This is a genomic window from Chloroflexota bacterium, assembly GCA_016235055.1.
Lineage (GTDB): Bacteria > Chloroflexota > Anaerolineae > JACRMK01 > JACRMK01 > JACRMK01.
This window is the reverse complement of the sequence record JACRMK010000012.1, coordinates 24,023-47,110: the sequence shown is the minus strand read 5'-3', so window position 1 is coordinate 47,110 and position 23,088 is coordinate 24,023. Positions and strand designations below refer to the sequence as shown.

Annotated in this window: 18 protein-coding genes; 15 read left to right on the top strand and 3 right to left on the bottom strand. The window is 64.9% G+C overall.

Features of this window, described 5'->3' with window-relative positions; all coding sequences use genetic code 11:
- Window positions 1-289: 289 nt before the first annotated feature.
- From HZB53_03290 to HZB53_03265, 6 genes are all read left to right on the top strand, one after another.
- A complete protein-coding gene (locus HZB53_03290; GenBank protein MBI5876650.1) occupies window positions 290-2,791 on the top strand; it encodes an alpha/beta fold hydrolase in 2,502 nt (833 codons plus the stop codon).
- A 46-nt stretch (window positions 2,792-2,837) separates the two neighbouring features.
- Window positions 2,838-4,541: a hypothetical protein gene (locus HZB53_03285; GenBank protein ID MBI5876649.1), complete on the top strand. Its 1,704-nt coding sequence runs from the start codon at window positions 2,838-2,840 to the stop codon at window positions 4,539-4,541.
- 994 nt (window positions 4,542-5,535) lie between these two features.
- On the top strand, window positions 5,536-7,377 hold the full coding sequence (glmS, locus tag HZB53_03280) for a glutamine--fructose-6-phosphate transaminase (isomerizing) (GenBank protein MBI5876648.1): 1,842 nt from the start codon (window positions 5,536-5,538) through the stop codon (window positions 7,375-7,377).
- A gap of 217 nt (window positions 7,378-7,594) precedes the next feature.
- Window positions 7,595-8,230, top strand: a complete 636-nt coding sequence (locus HZB53_03275) for an FMN-binding negative transcriptional regulator (protein ID MBI5876647.1) — start codon at window positions 7,595-7,597, stop codon at window positions 8,228-8,230.
- Window positions 8,231-8,477: 247 nt separating this feature from the next.
- Window positions 8,478-9,830, top strand: a complete 1,353-nt coding sequence (gene glnA / locus HZB53_03270) for a type I glutamate--ammonia ligase (protein MBI5876646.1) — start codon at window positions 8,478-8,480, stop codon at window positions 9,828-9,830.
- Between the two features lie 506 nt (window positions 9,831-10,336).
- Window positions 10,337-10,621 carry a MoaD/ThiS family protein gene (locus HZB53_03265; GenBank protein ID MBI5876645.1) on the top strand — a complete coding sequence of 95 codons (285 nt, stop codon included), beginning with the start codon at window positions 10,337-10,339 and terminating at the stop codon, window positions 10,619-10,621.
- Between the two features lie 61 nt (window positions 10,622-10,682).
- Here HZB53_03265 and HZB53_03260 read toward each other — a convergent pair whose 3' ends face one another.
- Entirely contained in the window at window positions 10,683-11,294 is a 612-nt protein-coding gene (locus HZB53_03260) for a hypothetical protein (protein ID MBI5876644.1), read from the bottom strand.
- Between the two features lie 18 nt (window positions 11,295-11,312).
- Entirely contained in the window at window positions 11,313-11,582 is a 270-nt protein-coding gene (locus tag HZB53_03255) for a hypothetical protein (protein MBI5876643.1), read from the bottom strand.
- A 140-nt stretch (window positions 11,583-11,722) separates the two neighbouring features.
- On the opposite strand from HZB53_03255, the gene mutY reads away from it, so the two are divergent.
- The 6 genes from mutY (at window position 11,723) to HZB53_03225 (ending at window position 19,162) form a co-directional block, all read left to right on the top strand.
- Window positions 11,723-12,811 carry an A/G-specific adenine glycosylase gene (gene mutY / locus HZB53_03250; protein ID MBI5876642.1) on the top strand — a complete coding sequence of 363 codons (1,089 nt, stop codon included), beginning with the start codon at window positions 11,723-11,725 and terminating at the stop codon, window positions 12,809-12,811.
- Between the two features lie 1,062 nt (window positions 12,812-13,873).
- Complete coding sequence (locus tag HZB53_03245) at window positions 13,874-14,926, top strand: [LysW]-lysine hydrolase (protein ID MBI5876641.1); 1,053 nt, start codon at window positions 13,874-13,876, stop codon at window positions 14,924-14,926.
- Window positions 14,927-15,252: 326 nt separating this feature from the next.
- On the top strand, window positions 15,253-15,498 hold the full coding sequence (locus tag HZB53_03240; protein ID MBI5876640.1) for a hypothetical protein: 246 nt from the start codon (window positions 15,253-15,255) through the stop codon (window positions 15,496-15,498).
- A gap of 36 nt (window positions 15,499-15,534) precedes the next feature.
- Window positions 15,535-15,891 (top strand): hypothetical protein, encoded by a 357-nt coding sequence (locus HZB53_03235; protein MBI5876639.1) that lies wholly within the window; start codon window positions 15,535-15,537, stop codon window positions 15,889-15,891.
- A gap of 7 nt (window positions 15,892-15,898) precedes the next feature.
- Window positions 15,899-16,894 carry an epimerase gene (locus HZB53_03230; GenBank protein ID MBI5876638.1) on the top strand — a complete coding sequence of 332 codons (996 nt, stop codon included), beginning with the start codon at window positions 15,899-15,901 and terminating at the stop codon, window positions 16,892-16,894.
- A 402-nt stretch (window positions 16,895-17,296) separates the two neighbouring features.
- Window positions 17,297-19,162 carry a family 20 glycosylhydrolase gene (locus HZB53_03225; GenBank protein ID MBI5876637.1) on the top strand — a complete coding sequence of 622 codons (1,866 nt, stop codon included), beginning with the start codon at window positions 17,297-17,299 and terminating at the stop codon, window positions 19,160-19,162.
- A 256-nt stretch (window positions 19,163-19,418) separates the two neighbouring features.
- Here HZB53_03225 and HZB53_03220 read toward each other — a convergent pair whose 3' ends face one another.
- Window positions 19,419-19,628, bottom strand: coding sequence for a hypothetical protein (locus tag HZB53_03220; GenBank protein ID MBI5876636.1), 210 nt, complete (start codon window positions 19,626-19,628; stop codon window positions 19,419-19,421).
- Between the two features lie 458 nt (window positions 19,629-20,086).
- On the opposite strand from HZB53_03220, the gene HZB53_03215 reads away from it, so the two are divergent.
- From HZB53_03215 to HZB53_03205, 3 genes are read left to right on the top strand one after another with little or no spacing between them, the layout of a single operon-like run.
- The gene (locus tag HZB53_03215; GenBank protein ID MBI5876635.1) at window positions 20,087-21,154 is read left to right on the top strand and encodes a Gfo/Idh/MocA family oxidoreductase; all 1,068 of its coding nucleotides are present in this window, start codon (window positions 20,087-20,089) and stop codon (window positions 21,152-21,154) included.
- Window positions 21,155-21,187: 33 nt separating this feature from the next.
- Window positions 21,188-22,036, top strand: coding sequence for an aldolase (locus tag HZB53_03210; protein ID MBI5876634.1), 849 nt, complete (start codon window positions 21,188-21,190; stop codon window positions 22,034-22,036).
- Between the two features lie 33 nt (window positions 22,037-22,069).
- A complete protein-coding gene (locus HZB53_03205; GenBank protein MBI5876633.1) occupies window positions 22,070-22,918 on the top strand; it encodes an aldolase in 849 nt (282 codons plus the stop codon).
- Window positions 22,919-23,088: the final 170 nt, after the last annotated feature.

Genomic DNA, 23,088 nt, shown 5'->3' with positions numbered 1-23,088 from the left:
CCAGGTGTGCCGTCAGACTGTCGGAACTCGCAAGTTCGTCATGCCGGCATGTCGTTAGCCGGCATCCACCTTAACCGCAAGCGCGCCCCCAGCGTCGTACACTTCGAGGGGATTCCGGCCAAAAACGTGCCGGAATGACGGGTTGTGGGTTGCGGCTGGTTTCTTGGCCTCCGGCAGTTTTCCGCTATGCCTGCCCGCACCGATGTGCGGCCGTTGACAGGCTGGCTGGTATGCGGCTACAATCGCACCGTCAATCGTCCACACGTCACGCACGTCCGCAAAGGCACCTATGCGCATCGACCTTGAACTGTATCGCCGCGACATCGTCGTCTCCCAGGATCCGCCGGTGCGCTTGAGCGTCATCGACATCGATCCCGGGCCGCTGGCTCAGGGCGCGATGGTATTCGTGCACGGCTTCGGCGGCCAGGCGGCGCAGTGGCAGGCGCAGATCCGCTTCTTCGCCGACGACTACCGCATCCTGGCACCCGATCTGCGCGGTCACGGCTGGTCGGACAAGCCCGCCTCGCGCTATTCCATCGAGGAGCTACTCGGCGATCTCAACGGCATGCTGGCCGAGTGCCGGGTGCCGGAGAAGTTCATCCTGTTCGGGCACTCCTTTGGCGGCGCGGTCGCGGCGGCGTACGCCGCACAGCACCCGGAGCGCGTCGAGAAGCTCGTGCTAATCGGCACGGCCACCGAGTTCGAGCTGGGACTGCAACTGCGGCTGGCGCAGCGCGTGCCAACGCCCGTATTGCAGTTCGTGATCTCCCGTTTTATGCGCAACGTCTTCGGCACGGCGCAATCGCTCAAAGCATATTACGAGAATGCATTGAAGCCGTGGGACGGGCGCCTCTTCCGCGAGATCCAGACGCCGACGCTGGTGATTCGCGGGCATCGCGACTTCGTCTTCCCGCAGGCGGCCTACGGCAAGGTGGCGCAATTGGTGCCGGGCGCGCAAGAGGTGATTGTGCCGGTGTCGGCGCACCTGGTTCACCTGGAGCGCGCCGACGCGACCAACCGCGCCATCCAGCGTTTTCTCGGGCCGGTCTCAGCCGCGTGGCGGCAGCAGCGCGAGAGCGCGCGGGCGCAGTTGGTGCGCGAGCGGCCGTGGCTGAAATCGTACGAGCCGGAGGTGCCGCACACCATCATCGCGCCGTCCCAGCCACTGCACCGCTTCCTGGCCTCGGCGGCCCGGCGCTTCGGCAGCCGCCCGGCGACGATCTTTTACGGCCACGCACTCTCCTGGGCCGAGATGTATGCGCTGTCCAGCCGCTTTGCGCGGGTGCTGATGGCGCGCGGCGTGCAGAAGGGCGACCGGGTGATCCTCTCACTGCCCAACGTGCCGCAGATGGTGTTTTGCTACTACGGCGTGCTGATGGTCGGCGCGGTTGCGGTGCCGTTCAACCCGTTGGCCGGCGTCGACGAGTTCGAGCACGCGATGGCGTCGACCGGCGCAGTTGCCGTGGTCGCGCTGAGCAAGGCGCACGACGTCGTCGGGGCGGCCGCCGCGCGTACCGGCCTGCGGAACGTCATCCTGACCAATCTCAAGGAGCACCTGTCGCCGCACATGCGGCTGGCGTTCACGCTGACCCGCGAGCGCCGCGAGGGACACCGCGCCGACGTGCGAACCGATGAGGGCACGCGCTGGCTTAACGATTTGCTCAAGGAGCAGTCGCCGACGCCGCCCGATGTGGCGGTGGGGCCGGACGACCCGGCGCTGATCCAGTACACGACCGGCACGACGAACCTGCCCAAGGGCGTCCTGCTGACGCACGCCAACCTCGTTGCCAACGCCATTCAGACGCGGCACTGGTATTCCGATGCGCGCGACGGGCGCGAGCGCGTGCTGGCGGCGCTGCCGTTCACGCACATGTACGGGTTGACGGCCTGCCTCAACCTGTCTGCCTGCCTCGGCGCGGCGATGATCCTGCTGCCGACGTTCGAGACGCGTGAAGTGCTGGAAACGATCCGCGATCAGCGCCCCACGATCTTCCCCGGCGTGCCGGACATGTATGTGGCGATCAACAACTTCCCGCGCGTGCGGCAGTATCGCCTGAGCTCGGTGCGCGCCTGCCTGAGCGGCTCCGCGCCGCTGCCGGTTGAGATCGCCGAGGCGTTTGTGCGGCTGACCAAGGGGCGGCTGGTGGAGGGCTACGGGCTGACGGAGGCCGGGCCGGTAACGCATGCCAACCCGCTGGGCGGGCGCGTCAAGGTCGGCTCGATCGGCATCCCCGTGCCGTCCACCGAGGCGCGTATCGTCGACCTGAACGACGGGCATCTGATGCAGACGGGCGAGATCGGCGAACTGTGCGTGCGCGGGCCGCAGATCATGCGCGGCTACTGGAACGATCCAGCCGATACGGCCAAAGCGCTCGACGCCGACGGTTGGCTGCACACCGGCGACGTGGCGCGCATGGACGAGGACGGCTACTTCCAGATCATCGACCGGCGCGCCAACATCTGGTACCCGCACGAGCCGCTGTTCTCGCGCCGGCCGGTCTTCCCGCGCGACATCGAGGAGGTGCTGTACGAGCACCCGAAGGTGCGCGAGGCGGTGGTGGTGCCGGTCGGCGACGAGCCCAAGGCGTTCATCATCCTGAAGGACGGCGAGCGCGCGCTGGCCGATGAGTTGATCAACTTCTGCCGCGGGCGGCTCGACGACTACCTCGTACCGCGTAGCATCGAGTTCACGCGCGATCTGCCACGCACCTACATCGGCAAGGTCAAGCGCTGGCAGTTGTTGGGCGGCGCGGGGCGCGCTCCGGGCACGCCGCCGCCCGGCAAGCCGTAGCGTCCTCAATATTTCGGACGCACACCGTACGTTAAATTAGAGTCCAATGAACACACGAACTTCTTGTAGCACACCGGTTGGTCTGGTGCTCTCGCTGTTCCTGCTGGCTATATGGGCACTCGCCGGGTCTCCGGGTCCGGTCAACGGACAGGGCAGCGCGCCAATCACAACGTTTACACTGTCGGCACCAGCTGTCTTCGATGGCGATGTGCGGAACCTGCCGAGCGTGGCCGCCACGCCGGACGAGCGCCCGTTGCTGACGACGGATGTGGCACGGCCAACCGGCACGCGGCTTGACGGCGCACCGGCGCCCGCCGAATCGCCTGCCGTGCCGAACGCCATGCCGAGTCCGTCGGCCAGTTTCGAAGGGCTGGCGAAGAACGACTCGTGCGCGGGCGGTTCGTGCGGCGGCGGCTGGCCGCCCGATACGAACGGCGACGTTGGCCCGAATCACTACGTGCAGGCCGTCAATACCGCTGTCGGCATTTTCAACAAATCGGGCACGCGGCTCGCGGGGTTTACCTTTAACTCGCTCTGGAGCGGCGCCTTCACCGGTACCAATTGTGATAGCCAGAACCGGGGTGATCCGGTTGTGGTATACGACCCGCAGGGCGATCGCTGGATCGTCAGTGACTTCGCGTTTGCCAGCAGCACCGCCACGCCGTTCTATGAGTGCATCGCCGTGTCGCGCGGCGCAGACCCGGTCAGCGGCGGCTGGTACCTCTACGCGCTGCGCGCCGACGACGCTTCGCACCCATGGTTGAACGACTACCCCAAGCTAGGCGTTTGGCGTGACGGCCTGTACATGTCCGCCAACATGTTCAACTCGTCGCTGTCGTTTGCCGGCGTGCGCGTCTGGGCGCTCAACCTGGCGCAAATGGAGGCCGGCGCGGCAGTGACCGTGCTGGTGGCCGACCTCAGTACCAGTTACTTTGCGCTGCTGCCTTCGAATATGCGCGGCATGCCGCCGCCGGCCGGTACGCCCGCCTATTTTGTGTCGCAGTCCTGGCTGTCCACGGCATTTTCGGTTTGGAAGTTCGCCGTCAACTGGGCGACTCCAGGCGCGTCGACGTTCACCGGCCCGACGAATGTGAGCCAGACGGCATACACGACCTTTTCCAACCGCATCATTCCGCAGCCGGATACCGCGTCGCGTCTTGATTCCATTGGCGATCGGTTAATGATGCAGGCGCAGTATCGCAATATCGGAGGCGTGGAATCGCTCTGGGTGGCGCATACGGTTCGTTCATCTTCGACGTCGACGACCCGCCTGCAGTGGGCGCAGATCAATGTGACAGGCGGCACGATCGCCACGACGCCGGTGCAGCAGCAGATCTACAGCAATGGCGGCGACGCACTGTACCGTTGGATACCGAGCCTGGCGGTCGACGGCAACGGCAACATGGCGATCGGGTTCAGCACATCGTACACGAGCAGTTATCCGTCGCTGGCCTATGCCGGGCGGCTGGCGGCCGACCCGCTCGGCACGCTCGGGCAGGGGGAGGCGACGCTGTTTGCCGGCTCCGCTTCGCAGATTACAGCATGCGGTAGTTTCCCGGCATGCCCGCGCTGGGGCGACTACTCGGCGATGACGATTGACCCGACCGACAACTGCACGTTCTGGTACACTAATGAATACTTTGCATCAGGCGACACGGTTAACTGGCGCACACGCATTGGATCGTTCAAGTTCGCGGCGTGCGTGCCGTCGCATGTCACGAATCAGTATCTTCCCGTGATCATGCGATAGTGCGCGTGGCTCCGTAGGGGCGCGTTGCACGCGCCCGTCGCGCGCTAGAGCGTTTTTCGGAATGATCTGATACGGGACCTATGAGCGTCATTGCGAGCCCCCGTAGGGGGTGCAGCAATCTCGGCTTTCGGCTTGTCGAGACAGCGAAGCGGTGCTTTAGCATTGCTTCGTCGACTTCGCCTCCTGCTCAGAAACTTCACCGACTATCGGTCTGGTCATACGCCCCAATCCGTCATGCCGGCATGGTTTTAGCCGGCATCCACGCCCGCATGTGACGTGCGTGCAGGCCGTGGATGCGTCCGCCTGGATTCTGGCTCCCATTCCCATGGAAATAGGCAACTCTAGGCGTAGGGCCAGGTCTTTGACCTGGCCAACCGGACGGGTCAAAGACCCGTCCCTACACCGACACGGCCATTTCCATGCGCGAGTGTGCGTCCCTGGCGCATCACCAACTTTCGCCGGAATGACATCTTGGATCGGCCGCGTCCGAGTTTCTGCCGCCTCGCATAGTGTGCGGCGGTATAGGCTTCTCGCAATGTCAATTTGCGTATCGGTTGTTTCTGGAAACCGCTTTAGCGGGTGTCCGCGATAGCCGTGCGACTTGGCCGGTACGGCATTCTGTCCTATGATGATCGCATCCAGCGATTCAAGGAGGCGCCCAGACATCCCATAATCACAATACCGGGAAAGATAGCGTATGGGCCGCCGTGTGCGGCAACGAGGTGGAGGTTCTTCGCCATTGGCGGAGTTAACCGCGCGGACATGCGCCGACGCGGGAAAATCGAAACATCAGCGGATGCCTCCGGGGAGCGCCACACTCCTCGTCTTCTCCCCCAGAACGAACGCGCGCCATTCATGGCGCGCTGTGGCGCGTTGGATTCCCAACAGCCAGCCGGTCACGATCCTGCGCGCGTGCGCTGCGGAGCTATCTGCGGCCCGCGCGAAATGCGCGTGGCCTCGTGTCGCCGGCCCCACCCGTTCACGGAGGCTACCCATGTGCGGCATCATCGGTTATGCGGGCGCGCGCCCGGTGACCCCGATCCTGATTGACGGCCTGCGCCGTCTCGAATACCGCGGCTACGACTCGGCCGGCATCGCCGTGCTCTCGCCGGACGGCGCCCTCGAAATGCGCAAGCGCGAGGGCAAACTTGGCAACCTGATCGCCAGCGTCGGCGCGTCCACGCCCGCAGGGACGCTGGGCGTCGGGCACACGCGCTGGGCGACCCACGGCGGCCCGACCGACACCAACGCGCACCCGCATGCGGACTGCGAGGGGCGCATGGTGCTGGTACATAACGGCATCATCGAGAACTACCAGTCGCTGCGCGACGATCTGACCGCGCGCGGCCACACCTTTCGTTCGCAAACCGACACCGAGGTGATCGTGCACCTGGTGGAGGACGAATACCGCGCGCTGCGCGCGGCCGGCGCGCCCGACTTTGCGGAGGCGGTGCGGCGCGCCCTGCAGACGGTGCGCGGCGCGTATGCGATTGTGGCGTTGTGCCGCGACGACCCCGACCTGCTGGTGGCCGCGCGCCAGAACGCGCCGCTGGTGATCGGCCTGGGCGACGGCGAGAACCTCGTCGCGTCGGACATCGCCGCGATGCTGGAGCATACGCGCACCATGCTGACGCTCGATGACGGCGAGGTGGCGGCGGTGCGGCGCAATACGGTGCAACTGTGCAGGCTCGACGGCGCGGCGGTGCAGCGCGAGCCGTTCAACGTCGAGTGGGACGCCCAGAGCATCAGCAAGGGCGGCTACCCGCACTTCGTGTTGAAGGAGATCCACGAGCAGCCGGATGCGCTGGCCCAGGCGCTGGTCGGGCGCATGAACCGCGACGGCGTCTCGTTCCCCGAGTTGGCGCACCTCGACTTGTCGCAATTCCGGCGCGTGGCGCTGATCGGCTGCGGCACGGCGTACTACGCCGCGATGCTGGGCAAATATTATATCGAGCAGTACGCGCGTTTGCCGGTCGAACTGGCAGTCGCCTCGGAGTTTCGCTACGCCGCGCCGGTGCTGGACGCGCAGACGCTGTGCGTGTTCGTCTCGCAGTCCGGCGAGACGGCCGACACGCTGGCGTCGTTCCGGCTGGCGCTGGAGGCGGGCGCGACGGCGGTCGCGCTGACCAACACGCAAGGTTCGTCGTTGACGCGCGGCGCCAGCGCCATCATCTACACCCAGGTCGGGCCGGAGATCGGCGTGGTCGCGACCAAGACGTTTACGGCACAGGCGTCGCTGTTGCTGCTGCTCGCCCTGCACCTGGGGGCCGCGCGCGGCAGCGTCTTGCCGGCGCAGGTGCGCGCCCTGACCGATGGGCTGCGCCGCATACCGGGCCAGATCGCCGACATCATCCGGCGCGGGGACGAGGTGGCAGCAGTGGCGGCGCGGTACAGCCACCCGTCGTCGGCGTTCTTCATGGGCCGCAACCTCGGCTACCCGGTCGCGCTGGAAGGCGCGCTCAAGCTCAAGGAGATCTCCTACATCCACGCCGAGGGCTACGCAGCGGGCGAGCTCAAGCACGGGCCGATTGCGATGCTGGAGCCGTCGATCCCGGTGATTGCCGTCGCGACGGCCGGGCGCACGCACGAGAAGTTGATCAGCAATATCCAGGAGGTGCGGGCACGGCAGGCGCGTGTGCTGGCGGTCGTCAGCGAGGGCGACGAGACGGTGCGCGCACACTGCGACGATGTGCTGACGGTGCCGGCGACCGACGAGGCGCTATCGCCGCTGCTGGCGGTCGTGCCGCTGCAACTGTTCGCGTATCACGTGGCGGTCGCGCTCGGGCGCGACGTGGACCAACCGCGCAACCTGGCCAAGAGTGTGACGGTGGAGTAGTCCTCGAGAGTGGTGATGCGGCCAGCCGTCATTGCGAGAAGCCCACGGCGGTTTCCAACCGTGTGCGGTGACAGAGAAACGGGTCGCTAAACGACCAACCCGTCATGCCCGTGTAGGGGCGCATGGCAATGCGCCCGCATCCCGTGCGGGCCGACACGCAGGTCGGCCCCTACGACGGGCGCACCGCCCCAACATTCGTTTGTGCTAAACTACTGTAATGTACATCCCAGCACATTTTAAGCAGGACGATGCCGCCGAGATTGCCCGCCTGATTGGCGACTTTCCGCTGGCGTGCATTGTAGCGGTCCAGGACGGCAAGCTGACAGCGAATCATGTTCCGATGCTGCTCGCCGGCGATCCCACGGCGGGTAGCCAGTTGATCGGGCATCTGGCGAAGGCCAACCCGCTGTGGCAGTTAGCCGGCTCCGAAGTCCTGGCGATCTTCCAGGGACCGACGGCCTACATCACGCCAACCTGGTATCCGACAAAGCAGCAGACGCACCAGACCGTGCCGACCTACAACTACGCCAGCGTCCATATATACGGGCCGTTGATCGTATCGCACGAGGAGGCCGATAAGCGGTACGCGATCGAACTGTTGACGAACAAACTCGAGCAGCCACGGTCCGCACCCTGGCATGTGGACGATGCGCCGGCCGACTACGTGCAGCAGTTGATGAAAGGCACCGTCGCGATTCGCGTCGAGATCACGGGAGTGCAGGGCAAGTGGAAGGCGAGCCAGAACCGGCCGATGCCAGACCGGCAAGGCGTTATCGCCGGACTGCTGACCGACAGCACCGACAGCCAGGCCGGATTGATGAGCGAGCTGGTCAAGCAGGCGGCGGAGAAATAGGCGCAGCGGTATCGCGCAGCCTGCTATGATCTGGCTTGATTTGGCGCTTGCGCAATTCTGCGTATAATTTCTGCATTCGGCCGGAGTTCAGGGCCGTAATTGCATAGCTCACGCCAGGACGCACGTTGTACAGAAGCCGCGGTTGCCGCGGTTTCAGCGTCCGCCGCGTGAGTTTTTGTTTGTCGCGCCGCACGCCAAATACCGTATTCTGACCCCAATACCCCATACCAAACGGAGGAGAGAAACGATGCCAAGCAAACTGTCACCCGCAGCTCAAGACGTGATGGACAAGGCGCTCGAAGACAATGTGAAGTTTGTCAGCCTGCAGTTCACCGATGTCGTCGGCTCAATCAAGAACGTGGTCATCCCGGTCTCCGGGCTTGCCGAGGTGCTCGAGAAGGGCATCTGGTTCGACGGCTCGTCGATCGAGGGCTTTTCGCGTATTCACGAAAGCGACATGTTCCTGCAGGTCGAGCCGGCCTCGTACCGCGTGGTGCCGTGGACCAAGAACGGCCGCGCGACGGCGCGCCTGCTGTGCGACGTGTTCCGCACCAGCGGCGAGGTGTTCGGCGGCGACCCGCGCCGCGTGCTCAAGAACGCGGTCGACGGCCTGATGAAGGAGTTCGGGCTGACGTTCCACACGAGCACCGAGTGCGAGTTCTTCCTGTTCGCGGGCGAAGGTCACAACAGCACCAAGCCGGTGCCGCACGACGTCGTCGGTTACTGGGACTACTCGCCGCGCGACCTGGCGGCCGAAGTGCGCCAGGAAGTGATGGAAGCGCTAACCGACCTGGGCATGGTCGTCGAGCGGGCGCACCACGAAGTCGCCGTCGGCCAGCACGAAATCAACATCCGCTATGACGAGGCGATGTCGACCGCCGACAACACGCTGATGCTCAAGGCGACGATCAAGGCGATTGCCGCGAAGAACGGCCTGGTCGCGACGTTCATGCCGAAGCCGATCGCCGGCATCAACGGCTCGGGCATGCACACGCACCAGAGCCTGTTTGACGCCAAGGGCGACAATGTCTTCTACGATGCGAAAGACGAGTACAAGTTGTCGCCGATGGCGTACTCGTTCATCGCCGGGCAGATCGCGCACGCGCGCGCGCTGGCCGCCGTCATCAACCCAACGGTCAACTCGTACAAGCGCCTGGTACCGGGCTACGAAGCGCCGGTCTACCTCTGCTGGGGCCAGATCAACCGCTCCGCGCTGATCCGCATCCCGCACTACTCGCCGGGCCGCGAGAAGTCGACCCGCCTGGAGCTGCGCTGCCCCGATTCGAGCAGCAACCCGTACCTCGCCGCCGCCGCGATGTTGGCGGCCGGTCTCGACGGCGTCCGCCGCGGCCTGAAAGCCCCGGACCCGATCGAGGAGAGCGCGTACGAATTCACCGACGAGCAGTTGGCCGAGAAGGGCATTCGCACGCTGCCGACCTCGCTGGATGAGGCGCTCGACGAGCTGTCCAGGGACGAGGTGGTAAAGACTGCCCTGGGCGGTGCATACAACGCATTCGTGCGCGCCAAGCGCGCGGAGTGTCAGGCGTATCGCATGCAGGTTACGCCGTGGGAGCTCGAGGAGTACATGGAGAAGATCTAGTCCGCCGCGCGGGACGCGCGCGCGGTTGGGATGACACGGCAGGGACGTATTCGCATCCCTGCCGTGTTCAGCAATTCTCAATTTGGCTTTGGCCGGTACTCTCCAATGTCGACTCGTCATGCACTGGTGCTCAGGTGCTTATCACCCAAGCCCGATTCGACGAGTACGTCATGCCACCCTCCCCCTTCACTTTTCCCCTTCTCCCCCGCGCGGGGGAGAAGGGGCCAGGGGATGAGGGGGCAGCCTGGTGGCCAGACTCCAAAATGAGAATTGCTGGCCGTGTTGTTTTTGCGTGTGCTGCGGTTTTCAGTATGATACGAGGCGCGAACCTTCTCGTGCGGCGTTCAGAAAGTGCACGGCGGTGCCGGTGCAACCGGTATGGAAGCGCGAGTTGTGGATTCGAGGTCCTTCGCGCGTGCAGCGTACGTCAAGCACCCGGCGTTGCCTCCGCGCTCAGGACGACCCCGGAGTGGAACGGTTCAAACTGGATTGGGGAGGGGGGGCTGATGAGTGTCACATTCAAGATCGGCGAGCCGCTGGCGACGCTGGTCGGCGAGAACTCGGTGACGGTGCCGCTGGGCGGCGCCACGACCGTGGCCGGCATGCTCGGCGAAGCCGACCGCATCTACCCCGGCTTCTACGACGAAGTCAAGCGCGGCGAGCACGATCTGCCGTACAACATCTTCGTGAACGACCGGCTGGTGCACTGGGAGAAGGTCGCCGAAGCGCCGGTCAAGGACGGCGACAAGATCTTCCTGTTCCTGGCCGTGTCCGGGGGGGCCGTGTCCTGAGCGCAATAAAGAACCGCCACCCATTGCAGGTGGCGGTTGTCATTGGTCACGTCGGACGGCGTTAACCGCGCAACTTCTTTAGTTCCGCGACGACCTGCTCGAACGCGTTGATTAGGCCGTCGAGATCGCCCTTGCGCAGCAAGTCAGCCGGCAGGGGCGGCGGGGTGGGGGTCGGCTGCGGCGTGGGCGTCGGGGTCGGATCCGGGGTGGGCGCCGGCGCGCTGTCGTCCTGCTCCACGAACTGCAGGTAGATCTCAGTGTGCTCGCCGCGGAAGTCGCCCAGCGAGTGCACGATGTCCGACAGTTTGTGCGAGAACGCCACGCGCTTTGGCGATGCGTCGAAATCCTTAAATGCGCCGTCGTCAGCGATGAAGACCGTGAACGGTCCGGTGCCAGGGTTGGTAAAGGCCGATGAGGCCGCAAACTGGAAGCGGACCACGCCGCTGCCATCGGTCTGGATAACCTCGCCGTTGCCGTCCGGGAACAGGTTGATGACCTTGACGCCGACGGCGGGGGCGGTCTTGCCGAAGACGGTCACGACCATGAACGCGCTCACGCCCTGGCGCACCGTCGCGCCGGTCAGCCGGTAGAACGGCAGACCCGTGCTGGGATGGCCTTCCTCCCCAAATGCGCCGGCGTTGGTCAGTGCCTGCGGGAACGCGTATGCTTGCATAACTAGCTCCGTGCGCCGCTAGTCCGGGCGGCGGCGATCCTGTCCATTGTAGCCAGGGCGGCCGATGCGCCGCTCCTCGCCGTCCCAGTTGGAATCGGGCGCAACCCATTTGGCGTACGTGCGGGCGCGCAGCACAACATCGGCGCCGACTTCGTGGCGGGAGCCGTCGCTGAGTTCAACCGTGTAACGCGGGATCTCCGTTTCCAGTGATATGGCGACAATGACGGCGCGCCTGGCGTCCGGCAAGATCACAAGATCGCCAACTTTCAACAATCCGGTGTTTTCCATTCGTTCTCCTGAACAGCGGAGCTTTCGGCCCGCCCACTCGCAGTCCATTATACAACAATGCAATGCCTGTGGCATGATGATACAATGAGGAACGTGGAACGGAATAGGACTTTAGTACTAATCCGTAGTGCGAAATATCTGTGGGCGCACTAACCCCTCCGGTGCGCCGGCTGCTGGCGTGGTATGCGCGCCATGGCCGCGCGCTGCCGTGGCGCGGCGCGCGCGACCCGTACCATATCTGGGTCTCGGAGGTGATGCTCCAGCAGACGCAGGTGGACACGGCGCTGCCGTACTACGAGCGCTTCATCGCGCGCTGGCCGACGATGCAGTCGCTGGCGGCTGCGCCGCTCGACGACGTGCTGAAGATGTGGGAGGGGCTCGGTTACTACGCGCGGGCGCGCAACCTGCACAAGGGCGTACAACTGGTGGTGCGCGAGATGGGCGCGCAGCTGCCGGGCGACGTGGCGGCGCTGCGGCGCATTCCCGGCATCGGCCGCTACATGGCGGGCGCGCTGGCGAGCCTGGTGTTTGGGCTGGACGAGCCGGCGCTGGACGGCAATTTGCGGCGGGTACTGGCGCGGCTGTTCGCCGTGCGCGGCGATGCGAAGTCGGCGGCGGTGGAAGAACGGTTGTGGACGCATGCGCGCGCGCTGCTGCCGCGCGGCCGCGCCGGCGACTTCAACCAGGCGCTGATGGATCTCGGCGCGCGGATCTGCGTGCCGCGCCGCCCGCGCTGCCTGCTCTGCCCTGTCCAGACCGACTGCCGCGCGCTGGCCGAGGGTGTGCAAGACGAACTACCGGAGAAGACGGCGAAGAAGAAAGTGCCGCATCACCAACTGGCCGTGCCGGTTGTGTTCAAGCGTGAGCGCGTGCTGATCGCGCAACGGCCGGCCGACGGGCTGCTCGGCGGCATGTGGGAGTTCCCCGGCGGGCGAATGAAGCGCGGCGAGTCAGCGGAAGCCGCGTGCCGGCGCGTGGCGCACGCAGCGCTGGGACTGACGGTGCGCGCCGGCGAGCCGATCGCGACGGTCGATCACGCCTTCTCGCATATGCGCGTGACATTGCATGCTGTGCGTTGTGAATACGCCAGTGGCGAGCCGAACGCGCCGGAGTCGGAGCGCGTGCGCTGGGCGCGCCTGAGTGAACTGGAGCGCTTCGCGTGGCCAGTGGCGCAGCGCAAGATTATCGAGGTGTTGCACGGAGGCAGGAAGAAGCGGATCCGCGAATAGGGCGAATGCGGAAATGGCCGACGTTTGATTGCGGTCGATTTCAAAGAATCGAACGCCATGGGCTGTTTGGCCTGATTCTATTGGGTTCGGGCGCGTTATTTTTCAAAAGAAACGGGCCGGATGGCGGCGATCAATCAACTCGTCCCGGTGCGGCGCAACGCAATTGCAGCCACCCTTTGATGTGGTGACGGGGGCGCGTGCAACGCGCCCGTACAACTGCCTGTGTATCGTTCATAATCACAATATAGCACAAATGTTCTGATTGTCAAGCAGGCATAATAATATTTAAGATTAGAGCGTTGTCACGAGTGATCTGATACGGCGCATGCGAGCGTCATTGCGAGCCCCCGTAGGGGGCGAAGCAATCTCGGCTTCCGGCAGGTCGAGACAGCGAAGCCATGCTAAAGCGCCGCTGTGCTGTCACAGCGCAGATCAAACCGAGATTGCTTCGTCGCAAACACCGCTCCTCGCAACGACGGATCGCATATCGTTTTGTTCTTGCGGACGCTCCAGGCTTCGGATACCGGGTGAGAAATGACGCGCAAACTGCTGAAATTGGTGGCTCTGCTTGTCGTATTCTTTGCGGTAATGTCGGCCGCGGCATGGTACTGGCTCCCCATGACGCCCGCCGGGACTCGCGTTGTCATTACGCAAGAGAGAATCGGCATGTTTCATTATAGTAGCATTACGTTGTTCGGAAGCGGTCTAGTCGCTGTCCGATTAGGCGGTGGCGATGAACCAATATGGTTGCGAGCTGCAAGGTCCAGGTACTTTTGGGTTCCTGCAGGAGATGTCGATCGCCTGATATCGGCACTTGATGCAACGCGGTATTTTGACCTACGCACGGAATATAAACGTACCAATGTTATAGTGAAGGACACGGGCTTTGTGACAGTCTGCGTGGATATTGGTGATCGGCACATGTGTGTGGAACATGAATTCGGTGCCCCGCCTGCCCCCGAGAGCCTCTCTGATCTGGAGGATTTGATTTGGTCGGTAACAGACGTTACGCGGTAGTTACCGTAAACTTTCCGCATTGACTCATGTCTGGAGGAACAACAACTGGATTCCATAGCACTCCTTGAAGGCGCGCTGCGGGTGTACGGCCCGTCGACGCAGGAAGCGCAGATCGGTGCGTACCTGGTCGAGCAAATGGGCGCGCTCGGCATGCGCGCGTTCCGCGACGAAGCCGGCAATGCGGTCGGCATCACCGAGCCAGATGGCGGCGCGACCCGCGAGATCGTCCTACTCGGGCACATGGACACCGTGCCCGGCTACATCGAGGTGCGGCGCGAGGGCGGCAAGCTCTACGGGCGCGGCGCGGTCGATGCGCGCGGGCCGCTCTGCACATTCATTGCTGCGGCGGCGCAGGCCGGCGTCCGCCCCGGCTGGCGCATCGTCGTCGTCGGCGCGGTCGAGGAGGAGGCGGCCACCTCGAAAGGGGCGCGCTTCGCGGCCACGCAGTACCGGCCGGCGTTCTGCGTGATTGGCGAGCCGAGCGGCTGGGACCGCGTCACGCTCGGCTACAAGGGACGCCTGCTGATCCACTATCGCCACACACGCACGATGAGCCACACGGCCGGGCAGGCGCGCGGCGTTGCCGAAGGCGCGGTCGCGTTCTGGAACGCCGTCGGCGAACTGTGCGCGCAGTACAATATCGGCAAGGAGCGCGCCTTCGACCGGCTCGACCCGTCGCTGCGGCGCATCCACACCGCCGACGACCCGTTCGTGGACGGCGTCGAGATGACGATCGGCATCCGCGTGCCGGTCGGCGTGACGATCGCGCAGTTGAAGGCGCAGATCGCCGCGTGCGCCAGCGAAGCCGAGTTGACGTTCGCCAGCGAGGAGGAGGCGTACCGCGCCGACAAGAACACGCCGCTGGTGCGCGCCTTCCTCGGCGCGTTGCGAGCGCACGGCGCGACGCCAGGCTTCACAGTGAAGACCGGTACCGCCGACATGAACGTGGTCGCGCCCGTCTGGCAGTGCCCGATCGTGGCATACGGGCCGGGCGACTCGAACCTCGACCACACACCCGACGAGCACATCGAGATTGACGAGTACCTGAAGGCGGTTGACGTGCTGGCCGATGTGCTGCGTGCGTTGACGGCGGCTTGAGATACGTGTGGCAGAGATCGCTTGCGCGCGTGGCCGCCGCTAAACCCAACGCGCTGCCTGCGCGCTTGGGATGGCAATACGGAACAGGGTGCATTTTAGGTTCGGGGCGAACTGGCGCCTGGATAATAAAGGTCGTCACTCCCGCGAAAGCGGGAGTCCAGTGGCATTACCTCTGGATGCCCGCTTTCGCGGGCATGACGTATTGTTATCGCTTGAGCGCCACATGATTCAGGTGTACCGCAGGATGCCTGTTTCGCAACCGCGCGCAATCCGGTACAATATGCGCGCCACGACGCCCGTGAGGCGCGCAGCGACCGGAGAGCTCGATGACTGAGACATCCCAGCCGTACTTCAACTCCGAGGACCGCGAGTACCTCGACCGCCTGACCGACGAGCACAAGCGTGCCGTCGTCGCCGACTCGTTGACGCGCTACCGGCGCGCCGACCGGTTGGCGGCGGGCGACCCGGTGCCCGCGTTGCCGCTGACGCGGCTGACCGGTGGCGGCGAAGTGTCGCTGCCCGACCTGGTGCGCGGGCGGCCGCTGGTGCTGCTGTTTGGCTCGTATACCTGACCACCGTTTCGCCGCCAGTCTGGCGCGCTCGAAGCGTTGTATCAGGCGTTCCGCGATCGGGCGGATATTTACGTCGTCTATATCGCCGAGGCGCACGCCGAGAACGAATGGCAGATGGAGTCGAACGAGGAAGCGGGCATCTGCATCCGCCAGCATACGACGTTCGCGGAACGCATGGCCGCCGCGCGCCTCTGCGCCGAGCGGCTCGGCCTGACGATCCCCACGCTCGTCGACGCGATGGACAACGCCGCAAGCGAGCGGTTCGCGGCCTGGCCGGAGCGCATCTATATCATTGGCACGGACGGGCGGATCGCCTACCGGGGCGGCCCCGGCCCGTCAGAGTTCAATCCCACCGAAGCGACCGCCGCGCTGCGCGGCCTGCTGAACGCATAGGAGCGGCATGAAACTGTTGATATTGGGTGGCACGGTCTTTCTGGGGCGGCATATTGTGGACTGCGCGCTGGCGCGCGGGCACGAAGTGACGATGTTCAATCGCGGCAAGCAGAACGCCGACCTGTTCCCGCAGGTGGAGAAGCTGCGCGGCGACCGCGACGGCCAGCTCGACGCGCTCAAGGGTCGCCGCTGGGACGCCGTGATCGACCCGAGCGGCTATTTGCCGCGCGTCGTGCGCCAGTCGGCAGAACTGCTGGCCGACGCCGTCGAGCGCTACGTGTTCATCTCGACGATCTCGGTGTACGCCGATTACAAAGTGAACGGCATCGACGAAAGCTACCCGGTCGCCAAAGTCGCGGACGAGACGATGGAGGACATCGGCAAAGCGTATGGCGCGCTGAAGGCGCTGTGCGAGCAGGCGGTTGAGCGCGCCGTGCCGGGGCGAGTCTTGCAGGTGCGGCCGGGGCTGATCGTCGGGCCGAACGACCCAACCGACCGCTTCACCTACTGGCCGGTGCGCGTGGCGCGCGGCGGCGAGATGCTGGCGCCGGTCGGCCCCGACTTTCCGGTCCAGGCAGTCGACGTGCGCGATCTGGCGCTGTGGACTGTGCAGATGACGGAGCAGAAGCAGACCGGCGTCTACAACGCGACCGGGCCGGACTACCCGCTGACGATGGGGACGCTGCTCGACGCGAGCAGTGCGGAAAGCGGCAGCGACGCACGTGTCACCTATGTGCCCGAGTCGTTCCTGCTGGAGCAGAAGGTCGCGCCGTGGTCGGAGTTGCCGCTCTGGCTGCCGGGCAAGGACAACGCGGGCATCCTGTCTGTGAGCGTGCAGAAGGCGATCGCCGCCGGCTTGGAGTTCCGGCCGCTGCGCGAGACGGTGCGCGACACGCTGGCCTGGGAGCGCACACGCCCCGGCGAGACGGAACTGCCGCGCCGCGCGGGCATGAAGCCGGCGCGCGAAGCGGAATTGCTGGCGGCGTGGCACGTGCGGAGCTAAAGAAAACTTCCAATACCAAGTCACAAAGACACAAAGGAAGGCTCTATCGACCGCTTACCTTAGAGCGGTTTGCAGAAACATTTGACATACCCGCTCCCCCGCTCCAACCGTGCCAGAGTCAACACCCCTGGATGCCGGCTCCCATGAAAATGGATCGCATCCTGTGGTAGGGCCAGGTCTTTGACCTGGCCGACTGGACGGGTCAAAGACCCGTCCCACCATTGGCAGGGCTATTCTCATGCGCGGGGTGTGCGCCCCCGGCGCATCACCAACTTTCGCCGGCATGACGGCTTGGCCGCCAGCCGCGCCCAAGTTTTTGGGGCCACAACATGGCGGCCCCACCATGCTGTTCTCGCAATGACAATTTGCGTATCGGTTGTTTCTGGAAACCGCTATAAAACTATGACAGAACTTCAGCTTCTACCTCAGCCACGCTCGCTCAACTCTACTGGCGGCACGTACCACCTGCAATCCGACTGGCGGCTCGTGATCGATGCGCCGGTGGCGCAGGACGTGCTGCTCACCGCCCAGCGCGTGCAGATGGCGCTGCGCCAGCATGCCGGTGTTGACTGGTCGCTGGCGGCGAGCGAGGCCGGGCCGGCGCGTGACATCGGCGGCGTGCTCTGGCTCGATCCGGCGTGTGACGTGCCGGCACAGGGCTACACACTGGAGATCACGTCGAACGCGTTCACGGTCAAAGCGCGCGACGCGGCCGGACTGTACTACGGGACATGCACGCTGACGCAGATCGTCGAGCAGTCCGCCGATAGCCTGCCGTGCCTGCACATTGCCGATCACCCCGATTTCCCGGTGCGCGGCGTGATGCTCGACATCTCGCGCGACAAAGTCCCGACGATGGAGACCCTGTTCGGGCTGGTCGACCTGCTGGCGGCGTGGAAGATCAACCAACTTCAACTATACATGGAGCACACCTTCACCTACCGCGATCATCTGGAGGTGTGGGAGCACGCGTCGCCGCTGAGCGAGGAAGAGGTGCTGTCGCTCGACGCCTACTGCCGCCGGCGCTTCATCGATCTGGTCCCGAACCAGAACTCGTTCGGGCACATGCACCGCTGGCTGCGGCACGCGCCGTACCGGTCGCTGGCGGAAATTGACTCGTACCCGTTCCGGCCGTGGTGGGGGCCGCATCCGTTCAGCGTGTGCCCTGGCGATCCCGGCACGCTCGACCTGCTGCGCGGGCTGTACGACGAACTGCTGCCGAACTTCTCCTCGCGCCTGTTTAACATCGGCTGCGACGAGACATTCGACCTCGGCATGGGGCGCAGCAGGCAGGTGTGCGCCGAGCGCGGGGGGGGGCGCGTCTATCTGGACTACCTTACGACGCTGTGTGCTGAAGTGCGCGCGCGCGGCCGCACGCCGCTGTTCTGGGGCGACATCATATTGCAGCACCCGGAGCTCGTGCCGGGGCTGCCGCGCGATGCGCTTGCGCTGGAGTGGGGCTACGAGGCCGATCACCCGTTTGCGGCGCACGGCGAACTGTTCGCGCGCGCCGGTTTGCCATTTTATGTCTGCCCGGGCACCTCAAGCTGGAACAGCATCGCCGGCCGCACCGACAACGCTTTCGCCAACCTGCTCAACGCGGCCGAGAACGGGCTGCGCCACGGCGCGAGCGGCTATCTGATCACCGACTGGGGCGACCATGGGCACTGGCAGTTTCTGCCGTTCGCGTATCCCGGCTTTGTGTACGGCGCGGCGCTCGGCTGGTGCGTCGAGGCGAACCGCGCGCTCGACGTGCCGGCCGCACTCGACCGTTTTGTGTTCCGCGACCGAGCCGGCGTGATGGGGCGCATGACGTGTGATCTCGGTAACGTCTATCAGTCGCTTGGCGTGAAGCTGCACAACGCATCGGGGCTGGCGCGCATCCTTCAGATCCCATCGCAGAACGACGACGCGCTGACGATCATCCGCGACTTCGAAAGTCTGGGCATCACGAACTACGAGCGCGCCATGGTCGTCATCGCGAAGGCGATGCGCCCGCTGGAAAAACACCGGATGGCGTGCGCCGATGCCGAGTTGATCGAGGCCGAGTTCGAGTGCGCGGCCGATATGCTGCACCACGCCTGCGGGCTGGGCATCTTCGCGCAGGAGGACGATCCGAAGGTGGCGCGCCCCTTAAAGCGCAAGCTGAAGCGCAACATGCAGGATATCATTGAGGAGTACCGCGCGCTCTGGCTGGAGCGCAACCGGCCGGGCGGGCTGGACGACAGCGCGGCGCGGCTGGCGGCGGTGCTGGAGCTATACGGGTGAACGAGCAAGCAGAAAGAGAAACACAAAGACACCAAGGCACAAAGCAGTACCTTTTGGGCGTTCTGCCAGTGGCGTGGTGACGAAACGAAAAGCGGGCGAGGCTTTCACAAGAGCCTCGCCCGAGCTGTGTCACAGGAGAGCACGGAGTTGAGGTCCTTCGCGCGCGTAACGCCCGGAAGGCGTGGGGCTTTGCCTTCGCGCTCAGGATGACCGGCTCACCAGCGAAGACGCTGTCAAATCGAAACGGTAAATCGTGTCAGGCGGTGGGCCTGGCGGGCGCGAGTCGCTTGATCGCGAACTGCACGATGAAGTCGAGCGCGCCCCAGGTGACGAGGAACGCGCCGGTCTCCAGCGTGAACGAGTGGAACTTGTAGAACAGTTCGGCGACGATGAACGACAGGACCATGACCGGGGCCTGTTCGATCAGGAGCCGCCGCAGGGACAGAGACGAGATCAGTGTAAACATGCTTCCTCCGATATTGGATAGGGTATATGCAGTGGACGATGGTCTTCATCTCCCTTATACCAGAATCGGCCCGGCAAATCAAACGGCGAGCACCCGTCAACATTAGTTCTCACTTTGAAGTATGGCCCCAAGTTGCCCCCTCTCATCCCCTGGCCCCTTCTCCCCCGCGCGCGGGGGAGAAGGGGAAAAGTGAGTGGGGAGGTGCGCGGCGGCTTTGCCGCCGCGCCAATCCCCGTCGAATCTCTCCCCCTCCCAACGAAGTTGGGAGGGGGACGGGGGTAGGGCAGCATTGCTTACTCGTCGAATCGGCTTACGGGATAAGCACTTGAACACCAGCGCATGACAAGCCGACATTGGAAAGTACCCGTCCAAAGCCCAATTGAGAATTGCTGCACCCGTCAATTGTCTTGTTCATCGATTGACAGCTACAGGCCGACTCGGCTATCATACGCCCGCGCATGAACCGCCCCACAATCCGCATTGGCGTGGTCGGCACCAGTTGGTGGGCCGATCTGGTGCACCTGCCGAGCCTGACGAGCCACCCGGCGGCCGAGGTCGTAGCGCTGGCCGGGCGCGACGCCCAGCGGGCCGGCGCGGTGGCACATAAGTACGCCATCCCCCAGGTGTATGCGGATTACCGCGCGATGATCGACCGCGCGCGCCTCGATGCGCTGGTCATCTCCGTGCCCGACGATCTGCACTACCCGATCGCGATGGCGGCTATCGACGCCGGTCTGCACGTCCTGTGCGAGAAGCCGCTGGCGATGAATGCCGCGCAGGCGCGCGAGATGCTGGAGTGCGCGGAGGCGAAACGCGTCAAGCACATGACATTCTTCACCTACCGCTGGATGCCGCAGTTCCAGTACATGCGCCAGTTGCTGGACGGCCGGTACATCGGCGCGCCGTATCATGCGCAGTTCATTCAACTGGCGGGCTACGCGCGGCGGCCGGAATATGCCTGGCGGTTCGATGCGCGCCGCGCGAACGGCGTGCTGGCCGACCTCGGCTCGCACATGATCGACTTGGCGCACTGGCTGGTCGGCGACATCCGCCGCGTCAGCGCGCACCTGTCGGTGACTGTCGCGCGGCCGGACACACCGGAGCCGGCCAACGATGCGGCCGCCGTGCTGCTGGAGTTTGCGAGCGGTGTGCAGGGCGTGGTGCACGTCAGCGCGGTGGCGCACGCCGGGCAGAGCGGGCACATCCAGCACACGCGCCTGCATGGCGCGGCAGGCACGCTGGAAGCCGCGCCCCACGTATCGAACACATCCCTGAACGGCTTGCGGCAGGGCGACCTGCAGATGAAGCCGTTGGTGACGCCCCCGGCACTGTGGGGTGTGGCGCGGCCCGAAGTTCAATACGATCTGTTCATGCGCCAGGCGGCGGGACCGCGCCAGTTCATCGACGCCATCCTGGCCGACCGGCCGATTACCCCGAGTTTCTACGACGGCTGGAAGGCGCAGACAGTCATTGACGCTGCGCTGGAATCGTTCCGTACCGGCGCGTGGCAGGCGGTCTCCGCCTGAGCGCGCCACACTCTTACGCCCGAAGGAGCAGATATGCCGCGCCTGAACAAAGTCATTGGCCAGTTGGAGCAGGGCAAGGTGGCGTTTGTGCCGTTCGGCACCGCCGGCTCGATCAGCGAGGCCGAATGGTACGCGACAAGCCCGTACGATGGCATCGCCTATGAGTTGGAGCACAACCCATACAACCCGGAGACGCTGCGCCTGTCCTTGCAGTTCATGCTGAATCGCAAGCAGATCGCCGAGAACGGCATCGCGCCGTCGTGCGCGCCGATGGTGCGCATCCCGATCAACGGCCGCGAGCGCAACAACTGGATCGTCAAGCAGGTGCTCGATATCGGCGTGTACGGCATCATCTTCCCGATGATCAACACGGCCGACGACGCGCTGTCGGCGCTGACGGCCGCGCGCTATATCCAGGCCAAAGGCGTGCCCGACCAGTTGCCCGTCGGCAAGCGCGGCCACGCGCCGAATAACGCCATGCGTTACTGGGGCCTCAGCCAGCCGGAGTACTTCGCGAAGGCCGACGTCTGGCCGATCGACCCGAACGGCGAGGTCCTGCCAATCCTGCAGTGCGAGACGGAGGAGTCGGTGAAGAACCTGCGCGACATCCTGCGCGCGGCGCCGAAACCGGGCGTCATCCTGATCAGCGAGAGCGACCTGTCGGTGTCGCTCGGCTACGGCGCGCAGCCGCACCCTGAAGTGGACGCGGCCGTGCAAGAAGCGGCCAGGATCTGCCGCGAGTTCGGCGTGATCTACGGCTCCCCGCAGGTCGATGCGAGCAACGTCGAACAGCGCATCGCGGACGGCTTCAAGTTCCTGATGCCGGCGGCTCGCGACATGGCGACTTTCAACATGGGCATGAAACTGGCCGGGCGGGCGTAGGTCCGCCGGCCAGCACGCTGCAAGGAGAACCGGATGCCGCGTTTAAACAAAGTTATCGAGGTGATGGAGCAAGGGAAGGTGGCGTTCGTGCCGCTCGGCACCGCTGGATCGATCGGGGAGGCGCAGTGGTTCGCCGACAGCCCGTATGACGGCGTGATCTATGATATGGAGCACAACCCGTACAACCCGGAAACGCTGAGGCTAACGCTGCAGTTCATGTTGAGCCGCCGGCAGATTGCGGAGCGCGGCATCGCGCCGGCGGTCGCGCCGATGGTGCGCATCCCGGTCAACGGGCGTGAGAATAACAACTGGATCATCAAGCAGGTGCTCGATATCGGCGTTTTCGGCATCCTGCTGCCGATGATCAACACGCCGGACGACGCGCTGTCGGCTCTGATGGCGGCGCGCTACATCCAGGCGCAAGGCGCGCCTGACCGGTTGCCGGTCGGGCGACGCGGCCACTCGCCCAATATTGCCGTGCGTTACTGGGGTGTGAGCCAGCCGGAGTACTTCGCGAAGGCCGACGTCTGGCCGCTCGATCCGGCTGGCGAGATCCTGCTGATGATGCAGTGCGAAACGCAGGAGTCGGTCAAGAACCTGCGCGACATACTGCGCGCGATGCCGAAGCCGGGGCTGATCCTGATCAGCGAAGGCGACCTGTCGGTGTCGCTCGGGTATGGCGGCGATCCGCACGCCGAAGTCGACGCGGCGGTGCAGGAAGCGGCGCAGATCTGCCGTGAGTTCGGCGTGCCGTACGGCTCGCCGCAGGTCAGCATGGCCAACATCGAGCAGCGCATCGCCGACGGCTTCAGCATGCTGAACCTGCCGATGCGCGACATGGCGCTGTACCGCCGCGCGATGGAACTGGCCGGGCGCGCCTAGACGTTCAGGGCGCGGGGAGGGGGGCGAACCGGCCGTGTCCGGCTCGCACTGTGCAGTGCCGTGCGTGGACACGGCCCCCATCGGGCAGTGCATGGCTCGCCGTCCGGGCGATGCACGAACGCGCCGATGCACTCTTGGAGTCGTACCGGCGCGGGTGGCTTTGCCGCGCG

What these genes read in the sequence shown, in the direction of transcription:
- HZB53_03290 (MBI5876650.1), top strand. Translation starts at nt 290, where the DNA reads ATGCGCATCGACCTTGAACTGTATCGCCGCGACATCGTCGTCTCCCAG.
- HZB53_03220 (MBI5876636.1), bottom strand. Translation starts at nt 19,628, where the DNA reads ATGTTTACACTGATCTCGTCTCTGTCCCTGCGGCGGCTCCTGATCGAA.
- HZB53_03225 (MBI5876637.1), top strand. Translation starts at nt 17,297, where the DNA reads ATGACAGAACTTCAGCTTCTACCTCAGCCACGCTCGCTCAACTCTACT.
- HZB53_03260 (MBI5876644.1), bottom strand. Translation starts at nt 11,294, where the DNA reads ATGCAAGCATACGCGTTCCCGCAGGCACTGACCAACGCCGGCGCATTT.
- HZB53_03265 (MBI5876645.1), top strand. Translation starts at nt 10,337, where the DNA reads ATGAGTGTCACATTCAAGATCGGCGAGCCGCTGGCGACGCTGGTCGGC.
- HZB53_03210 (MBI5876634.1), top strand. Translation starts at nt 21,188, where the DNA reads ATGCCGCGCCTGAACAAAGTCATTGGCCAGTTGGAGCAGGGCAAGGTG.
- HZB53_03275 (MBI5876647.1), top strand. Translation starts at nt 7,595, where the DNA reads ATGTACATCCCAGCACATTTTAAGCAGGACGATGCCGCCGAGATTGCC.
- HZB53_03285 (MBI5876649.1), top strand. Translation starts at nt 2,838, where the DNA reads ATGAACACACGAACTTCTTGTAGCACACCGGTTGGTCTGGTGCTCTCG.
- glnA (MBI5876646.1), top strand. Translation starts at nt 8,478, where the DNA reads ATGCCAAGCAAACTGTCACCCGCAGCTCAAGACGTGATGGACAAGGCG.
- glmS (MBI5876648.1), top strand. Translation starts at nt 5,536, where the DNA reads ATGTGCGGCATCATCGGTTATGCGGGCGCGCGCCCGGTGACCCCGATC.
- HZB53_03240 (MBI5876640.1), top strand. Translation starts at nt 15,253, where the DNA reads ATGACTGAGACATCCCAGCCGTACTTCAACTCCGAGGACCGCGAGTAC.
- HZB53_03255 (MBI5876643.1), bottom strand. Translation starts at nt 11,582, where the DNA reads ATGGAAAACACCGGATTGTTGAAAGTTGGCGATCTTGTGATCTTGCCG.
- HZB53_03215 (MBI5876635.1), top strand. Translation starts at nt 20,087, where the DNA reads ATGAACCGCCCCACAATCCGCATTGGCGTGGTCGGCACCAGTTGGTGG.
- HZB53_03205 (MBI5876633.1), top strand. Translation starts at nt 22,070, where the DNA reads ATGCCGCGTTTAAACAAAGTTATCGAGGTGATGGAGCAAGGGAAGGTG.
- HZB53_03230 (MBI5876638.1), top strand. Translation starts at nt 15,899, where the DNA reads ATGAAACTGTTGATATTGGGTGGCACGGTCTTTCTGGGGCGGCATATT.